We start from the raw sequence: 19,250 nt of genomic DNA, 5'->3' as shown, positions 1-19,250 counted from the left end.
CGGTTTTCGATCGACCGTCTCGATCCTTCAAGTCCCGGACAGCCGCCTGCTCTTCGACCGTCACCTCTTGGCCGCCCGACCGGGAGCGCCGCTGGGTAGCGTCGTCGCGTTTGAGCCATCGGCACGGGAAAGGCGGCCCCATGTCCCATCGAGACGACACCCCGGCACAGGAGAGCGCAGGGCAGAGCACGGAGCAGAGCTACGGGCAGAGCGCCGGACAGAGCCGGCGTGGTTTTCTCCGCAGCACCGCGCTGGCCGGAGCGGGGGCGGCGGCCGGAGGGGCCGGCGCGGCCGTGCTCGGCGCGACGCCCGCGTCCGCCGCGGAGGGCGCGGAGGCCACGGGGGCCACCGGCAGCGCCCGGACCGGCACCTGGAGACCGGACACGGAAGCACTCCGGTTCACCCTCGCGGTCATGCCGGACACCCAGTTCCTGTACTGGGGCAGCCAGGACAGCGTCAACCGGACCCCGCAGGAGGCGTCGTTCCGCTACGTCGTCGAGAACAGCGGGGACGCGAACGGCGACAACATCGTCTTCATGGCGCACCTCGGCGACCTGACCCAGGACGCGGATCCGTCCTCGTTCCAGCAGGTCGACAAGGCGTTCGCGCTGCTGGACCGGCACGGTGCCGCGTACAGCGTGCTGGCCGGCAACCACGACGTGAGCGGCGACGACGGCCGCGGCGACACGCCGTACCTGCGAACCCTGGGCCCGCAGCGGTTCGCGCACGCGAAGACGTTCGCCGGGGCCGACCCGACCGGCTACAACACCGCGCACGTCTTCCGGGCCGCCGGCCGCTCCTGGCTGCTGCTCGCCCTGGACTGGCGGACCAGCGAGCAGGGTTTCGCGTGGGCCGAGAGCGTCGTCAAGGCCCACCCGAAGCTGCCGGTGATCCTGACGACGCACGACCTCGTCTACTCCGACTACGATGACAACGTTTTCCCGTACGAGTCCGGCGACCCCGAGGACAACGCCGTGCTCTCGGACTACGGCCGGACGGTCTGGGACCGGCTGATCGACGGCAACGACCAGATCTTCCTCACCCTCAACGGCCACTACTGGCCGCCCGCGCGGACGACCGCGAAGAACGCCGCCGGCAACGATGTGCACCTGCACATCACGAACTACCAGAACCGCTACTTCGGCGGTGGCGGCATGATCCGGCTGTACCACTTCGACCTGGCCCGCAACACGATCGACGTGGAGACGGTCAACCCGTGGATCCTGGCCCAGGAGCCGGAGTCCCGTTCCGGACTGGCGGCCGAGCACGCCCGGATCACCGGTCCGGTGGACTCCTTCTCGGTGCCGATCGACTTCGAGCGGCGCTTCTCCGGCTTCGCCCCGGTCCCGGCCCGCCCCGCCCGGCCGGCCGCCCGGGAGCTGGTGAAGGGCACGCTGGCTTACTGGCGCTTCGACGGACAGGGCGCGCCCGGCACCGCGCTCACCGCGGGCGACACCGTCCGCGACCTGTCCGGCAAGGGCAACGACCTGACGGTGGTGACCCTGCCGGGCGCCGCGGCCGACGCGCTCACCTGGTCCGCCGACCACCACCCCGACCAGCCCGCGCACGCCAGCCTGAAGTTCGGCGGCGGCCGCAACCCGCTGCACGGCTCGTACCTGACCACGGGGGCGCGGGCCCCGCTGAACGGCGAGACGTTCGAGTCCGGGTACACCATCGAGACGTTCGTGATGCTGCCGCTGGACTGGGACGCCGGGAACAACGGCTGGGCGTCGGTGCTCAGCCGCCGCGGCTCGGCCGGGGACGCCGGGAAGCACGGCAAGAACACCGACCCGGGCGAACCGGTGCTCCAGCTCTCCATCTCGAACAACGGCCGCGAGCCGCAGTTCAACCACTACCCGCTGAACGACACCTACCCGACCACCAACTGGGGGCACGGCCTGGTGGAGCTCAGGTGGTGGCACCTGGCGGTGGTCAACGACGGCCGCCGCACGCGGCTGTACGTCGAGGGCGCCCCGGTCGTCGACAACCCGAACCGGCTGTCGGCCGGCCTCACCTCGCTCGGGCTGCCGTGGCTGGTGGGCGGCCACGAGTACGCGGGCGCCGTCGACATGGTGTTCCACGGCAGCGTCGGGGACATCCGGATCGTGAACCGCCCGCTGGCCGCGGACGAGTTCCTGACGGCGCGGTGAGCCGAGGTCTCCCGTCTCCGGCCCGTTCGCCGGAGACGGGAGACTCCCCCGGGCACGGAGGCGGTGCGGGGCCATACCGTTCCCGAATGGTATGGAGTTGGTCTAGTCCTCTTGACTGACGGGCCCCGGCGGCGGTTTGGTATGTACCAAATCTCGGCCCACCCCCCACCACCCCGCCCTCGATGGGCATCCCGAAAGGGCCACTGTCATGCACCTGGCAAGATTTGCGGCCTCCGCCTGTGCGCTCGCACTCGCGGCCACCGGCGTCACCGTCACGCTGGCCCCGGCCGGCAGCGCCGCGGGGAGCAGCGTCTACTCCGTGGCTCCCTACGTCGACATGTCGAACGGTCAGGAAGGACTGCTCGACACCGCCATCACAGGACACGGGCTCAAGGCCTACACGGCGGCCTTCGTCCTCGGCGAGGGCTGCACCCAGATCTGGGGCGACACCCTCCCCATCGGCAACGACTCGTACACCGACCCCGAGATCGCCAGGGCGAAGTCCGAGGGCGCCTCCGTCATCATCTCCTCCGGCGGGGCGAGCGGTGAGCCGCTCGCGTGGACCTGCTCGACCCAGAGCAGCATCGACGCCGGCTACCAGGCCATCATCAACGACTACGGCGTCACCCGGCTCGACTTCGACGTCGAGGGCGCCGCCATCGCGGACACCGCCGCCGCGGCCCGCCAGATGCAGGCGATGAAGGACCTGAAGGCGTCCAACCCGAACCTGCAGTTCTCCATGACCCTGCCGGTGCTGACGAGCGGGCTGACGAGCGACGGCGTCAACATCCTCAAGGCCGCCAAGACCGCGGGCATCAAGATCGACGTGGTCAACATCATGGCCATGGACTACTACGCGGGCACCGGCACCGAGATGGGCCAGGGCGCGGTCTCCGCGGCCAGGGCCACGCTGGCACAGATGCAGTCCGTGGACTCCGGCTACACCTACGCCAACCTCGGCATCACGCCGATGATCGGCAAGAACGACGACGGGTCCACCTTCACGCTCGCGGACGCCCAGACGGTGGAGTCCTTCGCCGCGCAGAACGGCGTCGGGCGGCTGTCGTTCTGGTCGGCCAACCGGGACCAGCCGTGCAGCGGCAACGCCAACTCGCTGTCCACGTGCAGTGAGATCAGCCAGAACACCCTCGCGTTCACCGACGCCTTCGTGCCCTACGAGGGCAGCACGGGCGGTGGCGGCGGCACGACCACCGACTTCTCGCTGTCCCTGTCACCGGGTTCGGCCTCGGTCGCCCAGGGCGGTTCCGCGACCACGACCGTCGGTACGGCCGTCACCTCCGGCAGCGCCGAGTCGGTCAGCCTCTCCGCGTCCGGTGCGCCCTCCGGTGTCGGCGTCTCCTTCTCCCCCGGCTCCGTGACGTCCGGCGGCAGTTCGACGCTGACCGCGACGGTCGGCTCGTCCGTGGCGGCGGGCACCTACCCGATCACCGTCACCGGCACGGCCGCGAGCGGCAGCCACAGCGCGACCTACTCGCTGACGGTCACCTCCTCCTCCGGCGGCGGGGGCGGCGGGGGCCCGCTGACCAACGCGGGCTTCGAGACCGGCAGTCTGAGCCCCTGGACCTGCACCGGCGGCAGCGCGGTGGTCTCCAGCCCGGTCCACAGCGGCAGCCACGGCCTCCAGGTCACGCCGAGCTCCAGCAGCACCGGCGAGTGCGACCAGAGCGTGACCCTGTCCGCCAACCACACCTACACCCTCACCGCCTGGGTGCAGGGCCCGTACGCCTACCTCGGGGTCAGCGGCGGCGCCTCCGCGAGCACCTGGTCCAACAGCGGCAGCTGGAACCAGCTCACGGTCAGCTTCACCACCGGCAGCAGCGGCGCGGTCACCGTCTTCGTGCACGGCTGGTACGGCCAGTCCGCCGTCGACGCGGACGACTTCACCCTGAGCTGAGCACCCGCACGACGGCGAGGGGGCCGGTTCCCCGGGCGCGTGCCCGGGGAACCGGCCCCCTCGTCCGTGCCGCCGTACGTCCTACTGGCCGAAGCCGTAGGCGAACAGGTGGTCGGTGCCGGTCTGGCCGGTCACCGGCAGCGTCACCGACGCCACCTGCTTGGCCGGGTCCAGCGCGACCTTCGTCGCGAAGACGTAGGTCTTCACACCGTCGCGGCCGCCGCTCCCGGTGTTCCGGTAGGCGGTGGTGACGGCCGTCGTGTCACCCGGCAGCGGCTTGCTCGGGCCGCCGTTGAGCGTCCAGTCCGAGAAGCCGACCGTCGCCTGGGAGGTGGTGCCGTCGGTGTAGGTGACGGTCAGGGTGCCCGAGACCCCGCTGCCGTCGGTGGGGGCGTTGACCGCGGCGCCCAGCAGGCCCAGCGACGCCCCCGAGGTGCCGGCCGGCATGGGGATCGTCTGGCCGGCCATCTCCAGGTTGTCGAGCTGACCGGACGTCGCCGTCGGCCAGGTGTAGGAGATTCCGTCCACCGTGAGGGTGGAGCCGCTGGTGACGCCTGCCGCCGACAGCGCGTTCTGCGAGTAGGCCCAGCCGCCGCCGTCGAACCCGCCGGAGTAGGTGGTGCCGTCGGGGTAGATGCCCTCGTTGGTGTTGTACGGCCACAGCGCACCGGCCTTGGCGACGGCCACGCGGAGGCTCGCCCCGGACAGCGCCGTACCGGTGTCGTGGTCGGTCAGGGCGAAGGTGACCGGGTACGTCCCCTCGGTCGCGCCCGCCGTGACGTGCACCTTGGCCTCGGCGCTGCCCGAGGCGGGCACGGTCAGCGAGCCGGAGGCCGGGTCCGGGGTGACGCCGGAGGGCGCGGTCGCCGTCCAGTCGACCGTGACGGACTTGCTGCCGAGGTTGGTCAGGTTCAGGGTGGCGTCGTCGCCCGTGCCCGGCTGGAGGACCAGGCCGTTGCTGGGACCGGTCGCCGCCAGCACCCGGCCGCCGCCCGTGGTGTCCGACGGCGGCACCGCCGACGGGCCGGACGCCCAGGAGGTGTTGGGCTGGGTGCCGAGCGTGTAGTCGAGCGTGCCCGCGCCCTTGAACTGCTGGAACGTCAGCCAGGACGCGTTCCACGCCTTGCCCTTGACGTTGAGCGACTGCACGTAGGGCGCGTCGGGCGCGGCCTGCGGGGCGTTGATCCGCACCGTCTTGCCGTTGCCGAGGGTCACCTGGGCGGTCGGGAACGCCGGGCTGCCGAGGACCAGGGTGTCCGTGCCCGGGGTCTCCGGGTACATGCCGAGCTCGGACCAGACGTACCAGGAGCTCATGGCGCCGAGGTCGTCGTTGCCGAACGAGCCGACCGGGGCGTTGAAGTAGAGGCCCTGCTGGGCCGCGCGGACGGCCGCCTGGGTCTTCCAGGGCTGGCCCGTGTAGTTGTACTCCCAGGGGATCTCGACGCTGGGCTCGTTGCTCAGGTCCGCGTCGGTGCCGCCGGGGCTGGTGATGTCGTCGAGGAGGCTGTCCAGGTAGGACGAGTACGCCTTGGTGCCGCCGCGGGCCTGGATGAGCTGCTGCAGGTTGAAGGGGACCATGGGGGTGTACTGGGCGGAGGTGCCCTCCACGAAGCCGTTGGAGGTGCCCGGCGTGAAGCCGCCCGCGAACTGGCCGTCCTTGTTCTTCGCCTGCATGTAGCCGGTCTGCGGGTTGAAGACGTTCATCCAGTCCTGGGCGCGGGTGGCGAACTTCGTGTAGACGTCCGTCTTTCCGAGCGACTTCGCGAAGGCGGCGAGGGCGTAGTCGGCGCTGTCGTACTCCAGTTGGGTGGAGACGGGGCCGTAGAAGTTGCAGCAGTTGTAGTCGTTCTCGTCCAGCGGGAGGTAGCCCTTGGCGTCCCGCACGGACTCGCCGGGGCGGTCGTTGTTCGGGACGGTGGCCTCGTGCTGGAGGGCGGCGAGGGCCTTGCCGGTGTCGAAGTCCGTCGCGCCGAAGGCGTACGCGTCGGCGATGATGCCGGCCGCCGGGTCGCCGACCATGACGTAGCTCTCGCCGTTGTTCGAGGCCCACTTGGGCAGCAGGCCCGTCTGGTCGTAGCCGTTGAGCATCGAGGTGACGACGTCACTGGCGACCTTGGGCTCGGCCAGCGCCATCAGCTGGGTCTGGGAGCGGTAGGTGTCCCAGCCCGAGTAGTTGGCGTACTGGGCCTGCTGGCCCTTGGCCAGCTTGTGCACCTGGTTGTCCATGCCCATGTACTGGCCGTTGGCGTCGGAGAAGACGTTCGGGTGCAGCAGGGCGTGGTAGAGCGCGGTGTAGAACTGCGTCTGCTGGTCGGCGGACCCGCCGCCCACCTCGATCTTCTTCAGCACCGCGTTCCAGGCGTCGTGGTTGGCCTTCTCGACGGCGCCGACGTTCCAGTTCTTGATCTCGGTGGCGAGGTTGCCCGCCGCGTTGGCGTCGCTGGTGTACGAGATGCCGACCTTCGCGGTGACCGTGGTGGTCGCGGAGGTGTCGAAGGTCAGGTACATGCCGTTGGCGCCGGTCGTGGGCGGCTGGGCGGCGTCGGCGGCCTTCGACAGCCGGGACGCCGTACCGGCGCTCGGTGCCGCGGAGGCCGTGCCGGAGGCCTTGGCCGTGCTGCGGTGGACCGTCGGGGCGGGCTTCGCGGGGACGGTGAAGTGCTTCTCCTTCAGCGGCTTGGACGTGGACTTCTGCGGGGCCGCGCCGACCTTGCCCGCCTTCAGCGACTTCGCGTCGGGGGTGATGGTGGAGCCGACCCAGGTGCCGCTCGCCGCGAACGGCCGGTCGAACTTGACGTCGAAGTGCAGCGTGTAGCGGTTGCTCGCGCCGCAGAAGTGGCCGCTGTCGATCGCGCCGCTGATCTCCTTGCTGTTCACCACCTGCACGCGGGTCCCGTCGACCTGGGTGGCGCCCCCGCTCAGCTTGAACAGCAGGTTGGCCTGCTGTCCCGCCGGGAAGGTGAAGGTGCCGAGCCCGGCGCGGGTGGTGTCGGTCAGCTCGGTCTTCACGCCGCCCGCGTCGGTGACCTTGTACGACCCGACGGCGGCCTGCTCGTCGGCGTGGCTGAAACCGACCGACGTGCTGCCGAGGTCGCCCGAGAGAGAGCCGGTCACCGGCAGCACGGGCAGGTCGCCCGCGACCGGGCAGCCCGGTCCCGAGACGTGGGTGAGGCTGAAGCCGGAGATCTTCTTGTCGGCGTACTCGTAGCCGCCGCCGTCGGGACGGTTCGGCGTCGTGTCGGGACCCCACTGCACCATGCCGGCCGGCATGTCGGGGCCGGGGAAGGTGTCCACCGCACCGGAGGTGCCGATGAGGGGGTTGACGAGGGACGCGGGGTCCGTCACGAGGGCGGGCGTCCCGGCGCTCGCGGCCAGGGCGCTGCCCGTCGCCGAGAGCGGCAGGGCCGTCATGCCCAGGACGCAGGCCACGGCGAGGCGCCTGCGGAATCTCGCACGGGTGGAGGGTGGTGCGGCTGAACGTCGGGGTCTCACCATCGGTTGCCTCCGCAGCAGTTCGTGCTTCGCACATCAGGTGTCGGCGCGCCGAGAAACACCGGAATGCCGGCGACAGGCAACGCACCCGGTCGCCCCCACGGCGGCCTGACAACGTTGCCATGCACGAGAGTTGAGTGAAACGCCTGTGCTTGCGGGATGTCAACGAGGCCAACAGGACTTTCTGGGCGCGAAGTTCACCAACGGGTGTGCGCCGGGCTCGATGCCGGGATCGCTTGCGGGAGTGACGACACCCCGGCAACGCCCCTACAGCCCCCGGGTGACCGGGCTGAGCGCGTCGGCGAGCTGTTCGCGGTGCCGGCGCAGCACCTCGGGGGTGACGCCCTCCCCGGCCACGGCGCGGGCGAGGTCGTCGGTGGCCACCTTGAGGACGGCGCTCATGGCGGCGGCCCGCATCCGGACGTCGAGCGGGTCGGCCTTCCCGCCCGCGCGTTCGGCCAGCACTTCGGCGAACGTGTCCTCCGCACGCTCCCTGAGCACCAGGTAGACGGCGCGCAGCGCGGGTTCGCCGTGGGTCAGCCGGATCACCGTGAGGACCGCCTCGGCGTCCCCGCCGGACGACGAGTCGAGTGCGGGCCGGTAGGCGGCGCGCAGGTGCTCGGTGAGGTCGACGCCGGGCGGCCAGGCGCGCAGGACCGCGCGGAAGGCCGCGACCGACTCGGTGAGCAGCGGCTCGACACAGCTCTCCTTGCCGGGGAAGTAGCGCCACAGGGTGCGTTCCGAGACGCCGGCCGCCCGTGCGATCTGCTCGCCGGAGGTGGCGGCCACTCCTTGTGCGGCGAACAGCCGTACCGCGTGCCGGGAGATGTCCAGGCGCTGCCGCTGCCGCTGCCGGTCGCTCACCGGGGGCCGTCCCCGGCGGGGCGATATCGGGCCGCTGTCCACCGTCACGTCCTCCATCGGGCGATCCAACCACGCCGGGGCCGCGGGACGACTGGCCGAAAACATTATTGGCAGTGACTGACAATAAAGTGTTACGGTCGAAGTGCCGGAAGATCGCGTTCCGAGGTCCAGGAGGAGGACCATGAACGGTGCCGCCGAGCGTTCCCGACTACCCTTCGCACGGCCGAACGTGCTCGATCTCGCACCCCTCTACGCGGTGCTGCGCCGGGAGGCGCCGATCACGCCGGTCACCACCCCGGCCGGGGATCCGGCCTGGCTGGTCACCCGCTTCGAGGAGGTCCGCGACCTCCTCGGCGACAAGCGGCTCGGCCGCTCCCATCCCGAGCCGGAACGGGCGTCCCGCATCACGAGCGCCGCGGTCCAGGAGGGCCCCTCGGGCGACTACGCCACCGAGGAGGCCGACCACACCCGGATGCGCCGGCTGCTGACTCCGGCCTTCTCCGCCCGGCGCATGGTGATGCTCTCCGATCACGTACGGCACCTGGTGGACGACTGCATCGACCGGCTGCTCGCCGAGCGGGCCGCCGCGCCCGACGGCGTGGTCGACCTGCACGCCGGGCTGGCCTTCCCGGTGCCCGTCGCGGTGATCTGCCGGCTGCTCGGCGTACCCGAGAGCGACCGCGAGCACTTCGCCTCGCTGTCGGAGCGGATGGCGAACTACGCCATCGGCGGCGAAGCCGAACGGGCCCGCGAGGAGTTCAACGAGTACATGACGACGCTCGCCGAGGCCAAACGCTCCCGGCCGGACGAGGACGTCATCTCCGACCTGGTACGCGCCCAGAGCGCCGACGCGGACTTCGACTACTCGGAGATGATCAGGCTCTGCGTCGGGCTGCTGTTCGCCGGCCACGAGACCACCGTCAACCGCATCGGGCTGGGCACGCTCTTCCTGCTGACCCGCCCCGACCAGTGGCGGGCGCTGACCGCCGACCCGGCCGGCCGGGTCAACGCCACCGTCGAGGAGATCATGCGCCTCGGCGCACCCGGCGACCTCGGTCTGCTGCGCTACGCCCACACCGACGTCGACGTCGCCGGGGTCACGATCCGCAGCGGCGACGCCGTGATCCTCTCCGTCAACTCGGCCAACCGCGACGCGTCCGTCTACACCGACGCCGAGACCTTCGACCCCGACCGTCCGGAACGCAACCACCTCGGATTCGGCCACGGCCCGCACTTCTGCATCGGGGCGAGCCTGGCCCGCACGGAACTCCGCGTCGTCTTCGCCACCCTCGCCGAGCGCCTGCCCGGTCTGCGGCTCGCCAAGGACGTCGACGAGCTCACGATGCGCACCACCCTCACCGGCGGGGTCAGCGAGCTGCCCGTGACCTGGTGAAGTCACCCCGCCGGCCGGGGCGCGGCGCGGCCGGACCCCACGGCCGGGCCGCGCCGCGCCGCGTCCGCCGGGTCAGCCCTCGTCGCGCAGCCGGGCCGCCAGAGTGGTCAGCGGCTCGGTCTCCTCGGTGTGGCCCAGGGCGGTGAGCCGGGAGACCGCCCCGTCCAGGCGGGCGAGGGCGGGCTCGGGGCGTTCCAGGTAGAGGCCCTGCACGACGGCCGCGAGCCGGACGCACTCGGCCCACTCGCCGACGTGGTCCCGGTCGTGGGACTCGGGTCCGGGTTCGCCGAGGAGGGCGAGCGCCTTGTCCAGGGCGGTCAGGGAGGTCTCGTACTCCTTGGCGTAGGCGTTGACCCGCCCGTGCTCGTAGGCGAGGGCGCTGTCCAGGTCGCGGCCCCGCGCCTCGTGCCCCGCGGCGCGGGCCTCGTCGGCGACCCGGCCGGCGTCGGCGAGCAGGGCGAGCGCGTCGGCCAGGCCCTCGGCGCCCTGCTGCTGGGCCTGGAGGCGGGCGAGTTCGCGCAGGCAGCTGCTGAGCTGCTCGTAGCGCGGGTCCTTGGCGTGTGCGGCGAGGGCCTGGTCGGCGGCCTCGCGGGCCGGGCCGAACTCCCCGGACTCGGCGAGGATCATGGCGGTCTCCGCGGCGATCATGGCGTGGCTGCCGGGGTCGTCGTCCCAGCCGGCCGACTCGGCCGCGAGGGCGGCGTACTCCGCGGTGGCGGCCTTGAGGTCCTCCCCCGCGTGCAGCGCGCGGGCGCGGGCCAGGCGCAGCTGGGCGACGAGCCGGTCGTCCACCTCCCCGGCGGCGACGTCCGGTTCGGCCAGGACGGAGTCGAGCAGCGCGATGCAGTCCTCGACGCGGCCCAGGTCGAGGGTGAGCTGGGCCGCGTTGCTGTAGGTGCAGAACGCGTCGAAGCGGCTGCCGCGGCGCAGTTCCAGCTCCGCGGAGCGGGTCAGGTGCCGCAGCGCCTCGTCGGGGCGGCCCAGCCGCATGGACGCCTCGGCCAGATCACTGTGGAGGCGGGCGGCGCCGCCCGCCTGGGACGGCCAGTCGGCCGCCAGCCGCAGGCCCTCGGTCAGGTCCGCGTGCGCGGCCTCGGGGTCCTTGAGGCCGAGCTGGATCCGGCCGCGCAGGGCGAACGTGCGGGGCAGGTACCAGGCGGGGCCGTCCGTCTTCAGCCGGTCGAGGAGGGCGTCGATCTCCGTGACGGCGGTGGGCAGGTCGCCGGAGACGGCGTACGTGCTGGCCCGCAGCAGGTGGGCGCCGGAGACCTGTCCGGTGATGTCGTGCCGGGTGGCGAAGTCGAGCAGCAGGTCCACCTCGGCGAGGACCGGCGCGACGTGCTCCTCGTTCCTCGACGCCTGCAGCCGCATGCCGAGGGCGGTCGCCCGCAGCCGCAGCAGCCGCGCCTCCTGGTAGGGGGCGAGGCCGGTCGCCTCCTCGTGCAGCCGGACGAGGGCCGCGTGGGCGGCGGTCTGCGCGGCGGCCTGTGCCTCGGCGCCGTCGCCGTGCTCCCCCGGAAGGCCGCCCGCGGGCAGCAGCGCGCAGGCGCGGGCGAGCGCCGCGTGGCCGGGCGCCCCGGCCTCGTCGTACAGGCCCGCGGCCTCCTCGTACCGGGCGGCCGCCTGGTCGAACTCCTCCTTGTCGCCCGCCCTGCCCGCCTCGTCCTCCAGCAGGTCCGCGCGCAGCCGTACCAGCGGTCCCACGGCCGGGTCGTCGGGGTGGACGTAGCCGGGGTCGGCGACGAGGGTGCGCAGCCGGGCCCAGCAGGCCACCGCGTCCGGATGCCCCTGGTCGTCCAGCTCCCGTGCCCGGGTGATGAGTTCGGGCAGCGACTCGGGGACGGTGGCAGGAGCGGGAGCGGGCGCGGGTACGGCCGCCGGGGCCACGTCGTCGAGGCCGCGGACGCGCAGGGTCAGTTCGAGCGCGTCCAGGAGGGGGGCGCGGTCGAGGCGGGCCCGGCGCCGGTCGGTGTGGGCCGTGGAGCCGTTGCGGGCGTCGAAGCGGGCGGCGAGGTCGTCGGCGCGGCCGCGCACCTCGGCGCGCAGGCCGGTCACCGTCCAGGTGCGGCCGGCGTAGCCCGCGGCGGGCAGCCCGCCGTGGCCGAGGAGTTCGACGCGCTGGAGGAGGACCTCGACGCCGGTGAGGAAGCCGAGCTGGTCCAGCGGCGAGTCGACCTCGTCGAACAGGTTCCGGTTCTCCGCGAGGAGTTCCAGGCCGCGGGCCTCGTTGCCGGTGAGCGCGCAGAACTCCAGGTGGCGGCCGACCTCGCCGGACATCGAGGGGTTGCGGCGGCAGGCGCGGTAGCCGGAGAGGTGCAGGGCGCGGGCCCGGTCGGCGGCGCCGGTGCGCAGCAGGGGAAGCAGCGCGTAGGAGACGGACCGGGCGGGCTCCTCCTGGCAGGACTCCTTGCCGTCCAGGACGGGCTCCCAGGTGCGCAGCGCCCGCTCGTCGTCGTCCGCGTCGAGGTGGTACAGGGCGCGGTCGCAGATCTCGCAGGCCTCGCAGTCGCTGAGCCGGGTGCGGGTGCGCCCGGCCCACAGTTCGTAGGCGAGGTCGGTGTCCTCGCCTACGTGGGCGGCGAGCCGGTAGGCCTGTGCGTAGCAGGGCTGGAGTTCGAGACCGGCCTTCTCGTAGCGGTCGCGCATCTCGGTCAGCCACTGCCGCAGACTCGCCAGGGGTATCTCGGGCAGTGCGACCAGGGCGTTGGCCACCCACTTGAACCGCCAGAACAGCGTGTGCCGCAGCCGTTCGTCGAAGACGTCGGGCTGTTCGTCGAAGAGGGTGAGCAGGCGGGCGAAGACGACGGGCGACTTACGCGGTTCGGAGCCGTAGGTGTAGGCCTCCTGCAGTTCGAGGAGGGCGTGGACGAGCGCGCGGGGTTCCGCGAACTGCTCGGCGGCCTCGGCCAGTTCCTCGGCGGTGACGGTGCGGGTACGGCCGTACGGGCGCCGGTCGTTCTCCTGCAGCGCCTGGTACAGCTCGTCCGTGTTCTGGGGATGGGGTGCGGTCGGCATCGTCAGCTGTCCTTGCGGAGGGCGTGGGCGAGGAGGTCGAGGAAGGAGCGGTTGATGAGGCTCGACTCGGCGGGCCTGAGCGGGCGCCGGGACAGCATCGCGGCCTGTCCGTAGAGGGCTTCGGCGCTGGTGCGGGCCAGTTCGGGCTCGTCGATGGTGACCGCGGTGCGGACCAGCGGGTTGAGCTGGTTGAGGATCAGCTGGGCGCGCGGGGCCTCCTGGCGCAGGTGGCCGAGGATGTCGCCCCACACGCCGCCCTGCTGCTCGCGGGCGAGCTGGGAGCGGGTGCGCTCGTGCCGGGCCTCGCGGCTGTCGAGGAGGAGGGCGGGGGCGGAGGCGGGCTGGAAGGTGCGCAGGGCGACGTCGCAGTCGAAGACGGCGAGGGCGTCGCGGGCCTGCGCGAGGTAGGCCGCGGCGGCGAGTTCCGTCTCCCGGTCGACGGGGTCGAGGTGGGCGGTGAGGGTGCCCGGGTCGAGGTCGGCGACGGCGACCTCGGGCCTGATCTCCGGGAGCCGGTGGACCAGTTCGCGGTCGTAGGTGTAGCCGCCGTTGACGACGCCGAGCCCGGCGGCCCCGGCGATCGCCGCGACCTGCCGGAACTCCTCCACGCTGGAGGTCACGAGCACGGTGCGGTGGGCGCGTGCGAACTCGTCGAGGGTGGCGTGTCCGTCGGTGGTCTCGAACGGCAGCCACGGCAGCAGCATCCGCAGGATCTCGTCGTCGTGCACGGCCAGCGACTTGACGGCGAGGTGGTGGGTCTGGAGGAAGCGGCCGAGCAGTTCGGGGTCGCTGGCGGCGGTCCGGGCGATCCAGGCGCGCAGCCGTTCGGCGAGGGCGTCACGGACCGCGGCGAGGGTGTCGTCCTCGTACAGGGACTCGCGGGACGCGGTCGGGCGCAGGCTCTCGGCGTCGAGGACGCAGCGGACGAAGAACGCCCACTCGGGCAGGATCCCCTCGGCCTGCTCGGACAGCAGCATGCCCTTGACGTGCACGCGGTGGCCGTGGCGGCGCCCGGCCGGCACCGCCTCGGGGAGCACGCACGCGATGCCCTTCAGGCCCACGGCCGGCAGGTCGAGGTCGATGGTGTCCAGCGGCGTGAAGCCGAAGACCTCCTCGCCGTACGCGGCCAGCGCTCGGGAGCGGGCGCCGGGCGTGGGGTACGTACGCGCCCAGGGTGCCGGCTCGGGGTTGACGGGTGCGGCCGGGCCGCCGGTGCCGTCGTCGAAGGTCACGGGGTGGCGCAGCAGGGAGCCGAAGTGCCGGGCGAGCGCCTGCACCTCGACCGGTCTGGTCCACTCTGCCGCGTCCGCGCGGGGCGTGAGGGTGACGGTGGTGCCGGGCCGGGGGCGGGCGGCGGCGGGCAGGGCGCGGACGGTGTAACTGCCGTCGCCGCGGCCCCGCCACTCAACGGCGGGGGCGTCGGGGGTGCGGGCGGACCGGCTGACGACGTGGATCTCGTCGGCGACCAGGAAGCAGGAGAGCAGGCCGATGCCGAACTGGCCGATGAAGTCGGCGCGTTGCTCGGCGACCTGGTCGGCGCGCTTGCTGCTGCGGCCGATGGTGGCGAGGAAGGTGTGCACGTCGGCCTCGGTGAGACCGACCCCGTCGTCCTCCACCCGGACCACCGAACCGTCGGCGTACAGGCGGATGCCGAACGCGCCTGCGGCGGCGCCCGGTTCGAGGCCGTGCCGGGCGGTCAGCGCGTCCACCGCGTTCTGCAGGAGTTCGCGCAGGTAGACGCGGGGGCTGGAGTAGAGGTGGTGGGAGAGGAGGTCGACGAGGCCGCGCAGGTCCACCTGGAAGGTGCGGTCGGCGCCGGCCGGGCTCGCGGGGGTGTGGGGCAGAGTCATCACAGAGTCCGGGGTGGGGTGTTCGAGGGTGGCGGGCGGAAGGTGCGCCGGGCGGCGCGGGAGGCGCCGGGTGACGGCGGCCGGTTCAGGCGCGGCGCGGGAGGCGCCGGGTGACGGCGGCCGGTTCAGGCGCGGCGCCGGAAGCGGGCGTACGTCTTGTCCGGCTGCGCCATGTAGACCCATGGCCAGCGGGTCCAGGCGCCGTCCAGCTCGTGGTAGACGCGCGGGGCCACGACGGTCTCGGCCGACAGCGACAGGGCCATGGCGAAGATGTTGAAGTCCTCCTGCCAGCCCGGACGGCGCTCGTAGCCGGGGTGGAGGATGCTGCGCCGGGCCGCTTCCCTCAACTCGTGCTGGATCTCGGGGGTGTCGAGGCAGTCCTTGTCGTCCGACTCCACCCAGTCCTCGATATGGGCCATGGCGACGACGCAGCCGAGGCCATGACCGTCGGGAGCCTCGGCGGCCGCGGCGCGCGCGAACTCCAGGGCCTGGCCCGGTTCCCCGTGCCACCGGGGCTGGAGGTGCGACACCCACTCGATGTGGGTCGCCAGGTCCAGCGGGTCGCGGCGCAGGGCGGCGTCGAGCCGGGCCTCGTTGACGGCGGTGCCGACCGACATGCCGCGGCCCGAGGTGAGCAGACGCCGCCACGGCGTGATCCACTCCGGCCGCAGCTCGGCGGCTTCGAGCAGGTGCTCCTCGGCGATCTGCAACCGCTCGTAGAAGACCTGCCACTGCTCCCGCGAGACGTTCGTGGCACGCGCGGAGGTGCGCGCCTCCCAGCCCCAGCTGATGTGCCGCGCCCCGGATATCAGCAGGGCCGTCGCCCGGTGCTCCTCGTCCTCCTCGGCGGCCCGGCCGATCCAGTCCTGCAGACCGTCCACGTCGGACAGTTCACCCAGCACCTGGTGGTCGCGGCCGAGATCGAAGTGGGCCGACGCCATCCTGACCGCGTCCCAGTCACCCGACTCCGCGGCCACCAGCAGCGCCATGACCCGGGTGTCCCCCAGGGACTGCAGTTTGTACACCCCGTTCTGCCTGCGCGGCACGGGAAGGGCGTGCGGATCCGCCGCCGTTCTCTCCCCGCCTCTGCCGAACAGCTTGCCGAACATGCCGCGCCCTCCCCAAGATCCGCGTGATCACCGGGTGCAGCATAAGCGCCACCACCGACAGCAATTCCACAGAGTTTCCACGGGGCCTTTCCACGGGGCCCTTCCGACGGCTCCGGGAGCGGCTCCGGGGACGGCGGGAACGGGACACGGCAGGTGGTGCCGCTGGTACCGCGGAGCGGGGTCGACCTCGGATCGAGCCGCCCTCCAGCAGCCCGGACGAGTATCTGAGGCCGCCGGGGGTGGCCCGGGAATCGGACGCGGTGCTGCGGAGGTGCAAGCCGATGGACGTGACGGCGGTCAAGGTGTTCCTCGGACCGGTATCGACCGGCGTGACGGCGGTGACAGCCGCGACGGCGGTGACGGCGACCGGCGGGGGCGGGGAACCGCTGGGCTTCGGCCGACCGGGCCCCGGCCGGCCCGAACCGGCCCGGTGGGCACTGCTCCACCCGCGGGACGTGTGTGACGCCTCGCAGGGCGCCGTCGATTCGGCGGTGCGCGCGTGAAACCGGGTGGGCAGGGCGCCGCGGGTACGGCGGACGGGTCGGGCGGGGCCGGCCGGCAGCCGTCCCGGGAACGCCACCGTGCCGGTGAGAGGCGCGTTCGTGCCGACGCGGCTTTCGGGGACCGGTCCGCCCGGCCTCGGACCCGTGCGGTGCCGATCCGGCGTGAGGCTCCCGGAGGGGGGCCGCGGGGTGCCGGGGCCGGGGCCGGGGTGCCCTTCCCTGGTGATGGCGATGGCCGCCGGGGCGGGTACGGCGGCGGCGAGACCGTCCCGGGCCGGGCGCCGGAGCAGGAGCAGGAGCAGGCGCAGGCCGCTCCCGGGCTGGACCTGGGCGAACACACCCTGGCCGACCTCCTGGGGAGCATCTTCGTTCTCACCCGTCGTCAGCTGTCCGGCCGGGGGCCCGTGTGAGCGGGCGACAGGCGCCGGGCGCGGCCTTGTCGGCGGGCGCCGCAGGTGCGCTGCCGGGTCCGCGGCAGCGGCGGCGAACTCCGCGTGCCCCGGCCTGACCCACCGCGACCGGGTCGCTCCAGGGGTTCCCCAAGCGTCCTCCAGCGCGTCCGGCGAGGTTGGGGTGGTACGCCAACGCCCAGCGGCAAGGAGGCACCGCCCATGTCCGGCTTCGTACCCACCCCCACCGACACGGCCGACGAGGTGCGGGCGGCCGCCGAACTGGCCGCCCGGCACGCCGTGTCCGCGGACCGCGCGCGGAGGCTGCCCGGCGAGGTCGTGGCCGCGCTGGTCACGGCCGGCTTCTCCCGGCACTTCGTGCCGGTCCGCTGGGGCGGACGGGCGGGCGGCTTCGGGGAACTCCTGGACGCCGTTTCCACGGTGGGCGAGGGCTGTACCTCCGCCGCCTGGATCGCCGCGGTCGTCGCCGGCGCCGCCCGGATGGGCGTGTACCTCCCGGAGGAAGGGCAGCGCGAGCTGTGGTCCACCGGCGCCGAGACCGTGATCGCGGGCGCGCTCGGTCCGGGCGGACACGCCACCCCCGAGGCCGGTGGCTGGCGGCTCACCGGGGAGTGGCCGCTGGTCAGCGGTGTGGACTTCGCCGACTGGACGCTGGTGTGCGCGCTGGTGCCCCGAGGGGAGCGGACAGTGGCCAGGTTCTTCGCCCTGCCGTGCCGGGACTACCGGGTCGTGGACACGTGGTTCAACGTCGGCCTGCGGGCCACGGCCAGCAACACCCTGGTCGTGGACGGGGCCTTCGTCCCCGGGCACCGGTCCGTCGCGCGCGGGGCCGTCCGGCAGGGCCGGGCCGTCGGCTCCGACGCCCCGTGCCACACCGCCAGGCTGCGCACGATCAGCGGCACGCTGTTCGCCGCCCCCGCGCTCGGAGCGGCGCGTGCGGCCGTACGGGCATGGTCGGCGCGGTCGGCCGGTCGGAACGCCGGGGGGCCGCTCGCGCCCGCGGACGACCCGCCGGCGCGGAGCGTGCTGGCACGGGCCGAGGGTGAGATCGAGAGCGCGGCCCTGCTGCTGCGCCGCGTGGCGCTGGCCGGCGACGGCCGGCGAGGCGGCGAGGGCGAACCGGCCAGTGCGCGGCGGGACTGCGCACTGGCCGCGGACCAGCTGGTCGACGCGGTGGAACGGCTGTTCCGTGCGGCCGGCTGCGGCGCGCAGGCGCAGGACGCCCCGCTCCAGCGCATCTGGCGTGACGTGCACTGCGCGGCGAGTCACACCGCTCTGCGCTTCGACACCACTGGCAGCGCGTAAGGCGACCGACCGCTGAGCGGCAGGCGGTCCGACGGCTGGGCGGCAGGCGGTCCGACCGCTGAGCGGCAGGCGGTCCCTCCGCTGTACCCGCGCACGATCAGACCCGCCGTCGGCCAGACGCGGCACACGGCACACGGCACACGGCACACGGCACACGGCACACGGGGGCAACGCTGCCACGGACCGGGCCGTCACCGGTCCGCCGGCTCCGGGCGGGCCGGTCCCGCTGTTCTGCCACGGGAGCCGGAATCCGTTCGTGCCGCTCGTCGGCCGGCCGCCCCCCACTACGCGGATCACCAGTTCTCCCGCTCGCGCCTGCAAGCTCCCTTATTTGCCACTGCAGTAGACTTGGGAACCCGGATTACGGGGATCCAGGGGGAGACGTGAAAGTCACTGACATGACGGGCAATCGCCGGACTAGGTGGAATTCACCTTTCCGTTTTTCCGGGCGTCCGGACCGGTGCGGGTTTCGGGGGCTCACCGGTTCACCTGGGTCGTCTTCGGAGGCTAGGTGACTCCGGAACCTCTGCGCATAGTCGTCGTCGACGACCATCGCCTGCCGCGCGAAGCCCTCTGTCATGTCCTGGACTCCCAGCCCGATATGGAGGCGCACGGCGTCGACTCCGGCCCGTCCGCGGTGCGGGCGGTCGCCGAGCGCCGGGTGGACGTCGTACTGCTGGACATCGGGACGCCCGGCCCGGACCCGGCGTCGACGGTGCGCGAACTGCTGGGCTGCGGTGACCCGGTGGGCATCGTCGTGCTGCACACGCAGAGCGACCTGCCGCTGATGCAACGGCTGCTGGGCCTGGGCGTGCGCGCCTACCTGCACAAGAACGTCAGCCAGGACCTGCTGGTGTCGACCGTGCGGGACATCGCGGGCAGCAAGCAGCAGACGGTCGCCATCACCGTGCCGTCGGGCGCCGCGCGGCCGGCGGCCGCGGTGCCGCAGCCGACCGCGGATCCGGCCCGGGACACGCCCTCTTCCGACGTGCTGTCGGCGCGGGAACTGGCGGTGCTGACCCTGGTGGCCGAGGCGCTGACCAACCGTCAGGTCGCGGCCAGAATGGACATCACCGAGGCCACGGTCAAGCGCCACCTGCGCAACGTCTTCACCAAGCTGGGCGCCACCTCACGCATCGACGCGGTCAACAAGGCGATCAACGCCCTGGTCATCCAGCCCCCGGCGGCGCGGCGCGGCCACTGAGCCGCAGCCGCCACAGTCACGGCACAGCCGCAGCACAACC

At 72.9% G+C, this 19,250-nt stretch carries 12 protein-coding genes; 7 read left to right on the top strand and 5 right to left on the bottom strand.

The genetic code is table 11. From position 1 onward, the window contains the following. Nucleotides 1–140: 140 nt before the first annotated feature. Nucleotides 141–2,150 carry a LamG-like jellyroll fold domain-containing protein gene (locus ACIQVL_RS41815; protein ID WP_403478092.1) on the top strand — a complete coding sequence of 670 codons (2,010 nt, stop codon included), beginning with the start codon at nt 141–143 and terminating at the stop codon, nt 2,148–2,150. A 208-nt stretch (nt 2,151–2,358) separates the two neighbouring features. Next, a complete protein-coding gene (locus ACIQVL_RS41810; protein WP_403478091.1) occupies nt 2,359–4,065 on the top strand; it encodes a carbohydrate binding domain-containing protein in 1,707 nt (568 codons plus the stop codon). Between the two features lie 81 nt (nt 4,066–4,146). On the opposite strand, the gene ACIQVL_RS41805 is transcribed toward ACIQVL_RS41810, so the two are convergent. Further along, nucleotides 4,147–7,494, bottom strand: coding sequence for a lectin (locus ACIQVL_RS41805; RefSeq protein WP_403478090.1), 3,348 nt, complete (start codon nt 7,492–7,494; stop codon nt 4,147–4,149). 330 nt (nt 7,495–7,824) lie between these two features. After that, nucleotides 7,825–8,478, bottom strand: coding sequence for a TetR/AcrR family transcriptional regulator (locus ACIQVL_RS41800; protein ID WP_403478089.1), 654 nt, complete (start codon nt 8,476–8,478; stop codon nt 7,825–7,827). A gap of 124 nt (nt 8,479–8,602) precedes the next feature. On the opposite strand from ACIQVL_RS41800, the gene ACIQVL_RS41795 reads away from it, so the two are divergent. Beyond that, complete coding sequence (locus ACIQVL_RS41795; RefSeq protein ID WP_403478088.1) at nt 8,603–9,814, top strand: cytochrome P450; 1,212 nt, start codon at nt 8,603–8,605, stop codon at nt 9,812–9,814. Between the two features lie 72 nt (nt 9,815–9,886). Here the strand turns inward: ACIQVL_RS41795 and ACIQVL_RS41790 are convergent, their stop codons facing one another. The 3 genes from ACIQVL_RS41790 to ACIQVL_RS41780 form a co-directional block, all read right to left on the bottom strand. Then, complete coding sequence (locus ACIQVL_RS41790; RefSeq protein WP_403478087.1) at nt 9,887–12,829, bottom strand: hypothetical protein; 2,943 nt, start codon at nt 12,827–12,829, stop codon at nt 9,887–9,889. Between the two features lie 2 nt (nt 12,830–12,831). Next, nucleotides 12,832–14,679, bottom strand: coding sequence for an HSP90 family protein (locus ACIQVL_RS41785; RefSeq protein ID WP_403478086.1), 1,848 nt, complete (start codon nt 14,677–14,679; stop codon nt 12,832–12,834). A 125-nt stretch (nt 14,680–14,804) separates the two neighbouring features. Next, complete coding sequence (locus ACIQVL_RS41780; protein ID WP_403437958.1) at nt 14,805–15,788, bottom strand: hypothetical protein; 984 nt, start codon at nt 15,786–15,788, stop codon at nt 14,805–14,807. 281 nt (nt 15,789–16,069) lie between these two features. Between ACIQVL_RS41780 and ACIQVL_RS41775 the strand changes: the two genes are divergently transcribed. From ACIQVL_RS41775 to ACIQVL_RS41760, 4 genes are all read left to right on the top strand, one after another. Continuing rightward, entirely contained in the window at nt 16,070–16,291 is a 222-nt protein-coding gene (locus ACIQVL_RS41775) for a hypothetical protein (RefSeq protein WP_403478085.1), read from the top strand. A gap of 209 nt (nt 16,292–16,500) precedes the next feature. Beyond that, complete coding sequence (locus ACIQVL_RS41770) at nt 16,501–16,701, top strand: hypothetical protein (protein ID WP_403478084.1); 201 nt, start codon at nt 16,501–16,503, stop codon at nt 16,699–16,701. A 201-nt stretch (nt 16,702–16,902) separates the two neighbouring features. Beyond that, nucleotides 16,903–18,006, top strand: a complete 1,104-nt coding sequence (locus tag ACIQVL_RS41765; RefSeq protein WP_403478083.1) for an acyl-CoA dehydrogenase family protein — start codon at nt 16,903–16,905, stop codon at nt 18,004–18,006. A gap of 511 nt (nt 18,007–18,517) precedes the next feature. After that, complete coding sequence (locus tag ACIQVL_RS41760) at nt 18,518–19,210, top strand: LuxR C-terminal-related transcriptional regulator (protein ID WP_403437954.1); 693 nt, start codon at nt 18,518–18,520, stop codon at nt 19,208–19,210. Nucleotides 19,211–19,250 lie beyond the last annotated feature (40 nt).

The sequence above is a fragment of the Streptomyces sp. NPDC090499 genome (genome assembly GCF_044769305.1).
GTDB lineage: Bacteria > Actinomycetota > Actinomycetes > Streptomycetales > Streptomycetaceae > Streptomyces.
The sequence above is the reverse complement of the archived record's forward strand: the minus strand, read 5'-3'. Positions and strand labels throughout refer to the sequence as shown.

Excerpts from the sequence above, each read along its gene's own strand:
- ACIQVL_RS41785 (WP_403478086.1), bottom strand. The coding sequence starts at position 14,679 with ATGACTCTGCCCCACACCCCCGCGAGCCCGGCCGGCGCCGACCGCACC.
- ACIQVL_RS41765 (WP_403478083.1), top strand. The coding sequence starts at position 16,903 with ATGTCCGGCTTCGTACCCACCCCCACCGACACGGCCGACGAGGTGCGG.
- ACIQVL_RS41800 (WP_403478089.1), bottom strand. The coding sequence starts at position 8,478 with ATGGAGGACGTGACGGTGGACAGCGGCCCGATATCGCCCCGCCGGGGA.
- ACIQVL_RS41815 (WP_403478092.1), top strand. The coding sequence starts at position 141 with ATGTCCCATCGAGACGACACCCCGGCACAGGAGAGCGCAGGGCAGAGC.
- ACIQVL_RS41790 (WP_403478087.1), bottom strand. The coding sequence starts at position 12,829 with ATGCCGACCGCACCCCATCCCCAGAACACGGACGAGCTGTACCAGGCG.
- ACIQVL_RS41810 (WP_403478091.1), top strand. The coding sequence starts at position 2,359 with ATGCACCTGGCAAGATTTGCGGCCTCCGCCTGTGCGCTCGCACTCGCG.
- ACIQVL_RS41780 (WP_403437958.1), bottom strand. The coding sequence starts at position 15,788 with ATGTTCGGCAAGCTGTTCGGCAGAGGCGGGGAGAGAACGGCGGCGGAT.
- ACIQVL_RS41795 (WP_403478088.1), top strand. The coding sequence starts at position 8,603 with ATGAACGGTGCCGCCGAGCGTTCCCGACTACCCTTCGCACGGCCGAAC.
- ACIQVL_RS41775 (WP_403478085.1), top strand. The coding sequence starts at position 16,070 with ATGGACGTGACGGCGGTCAAGGTGTTCCTCGGACCGGTATCGACCGGC.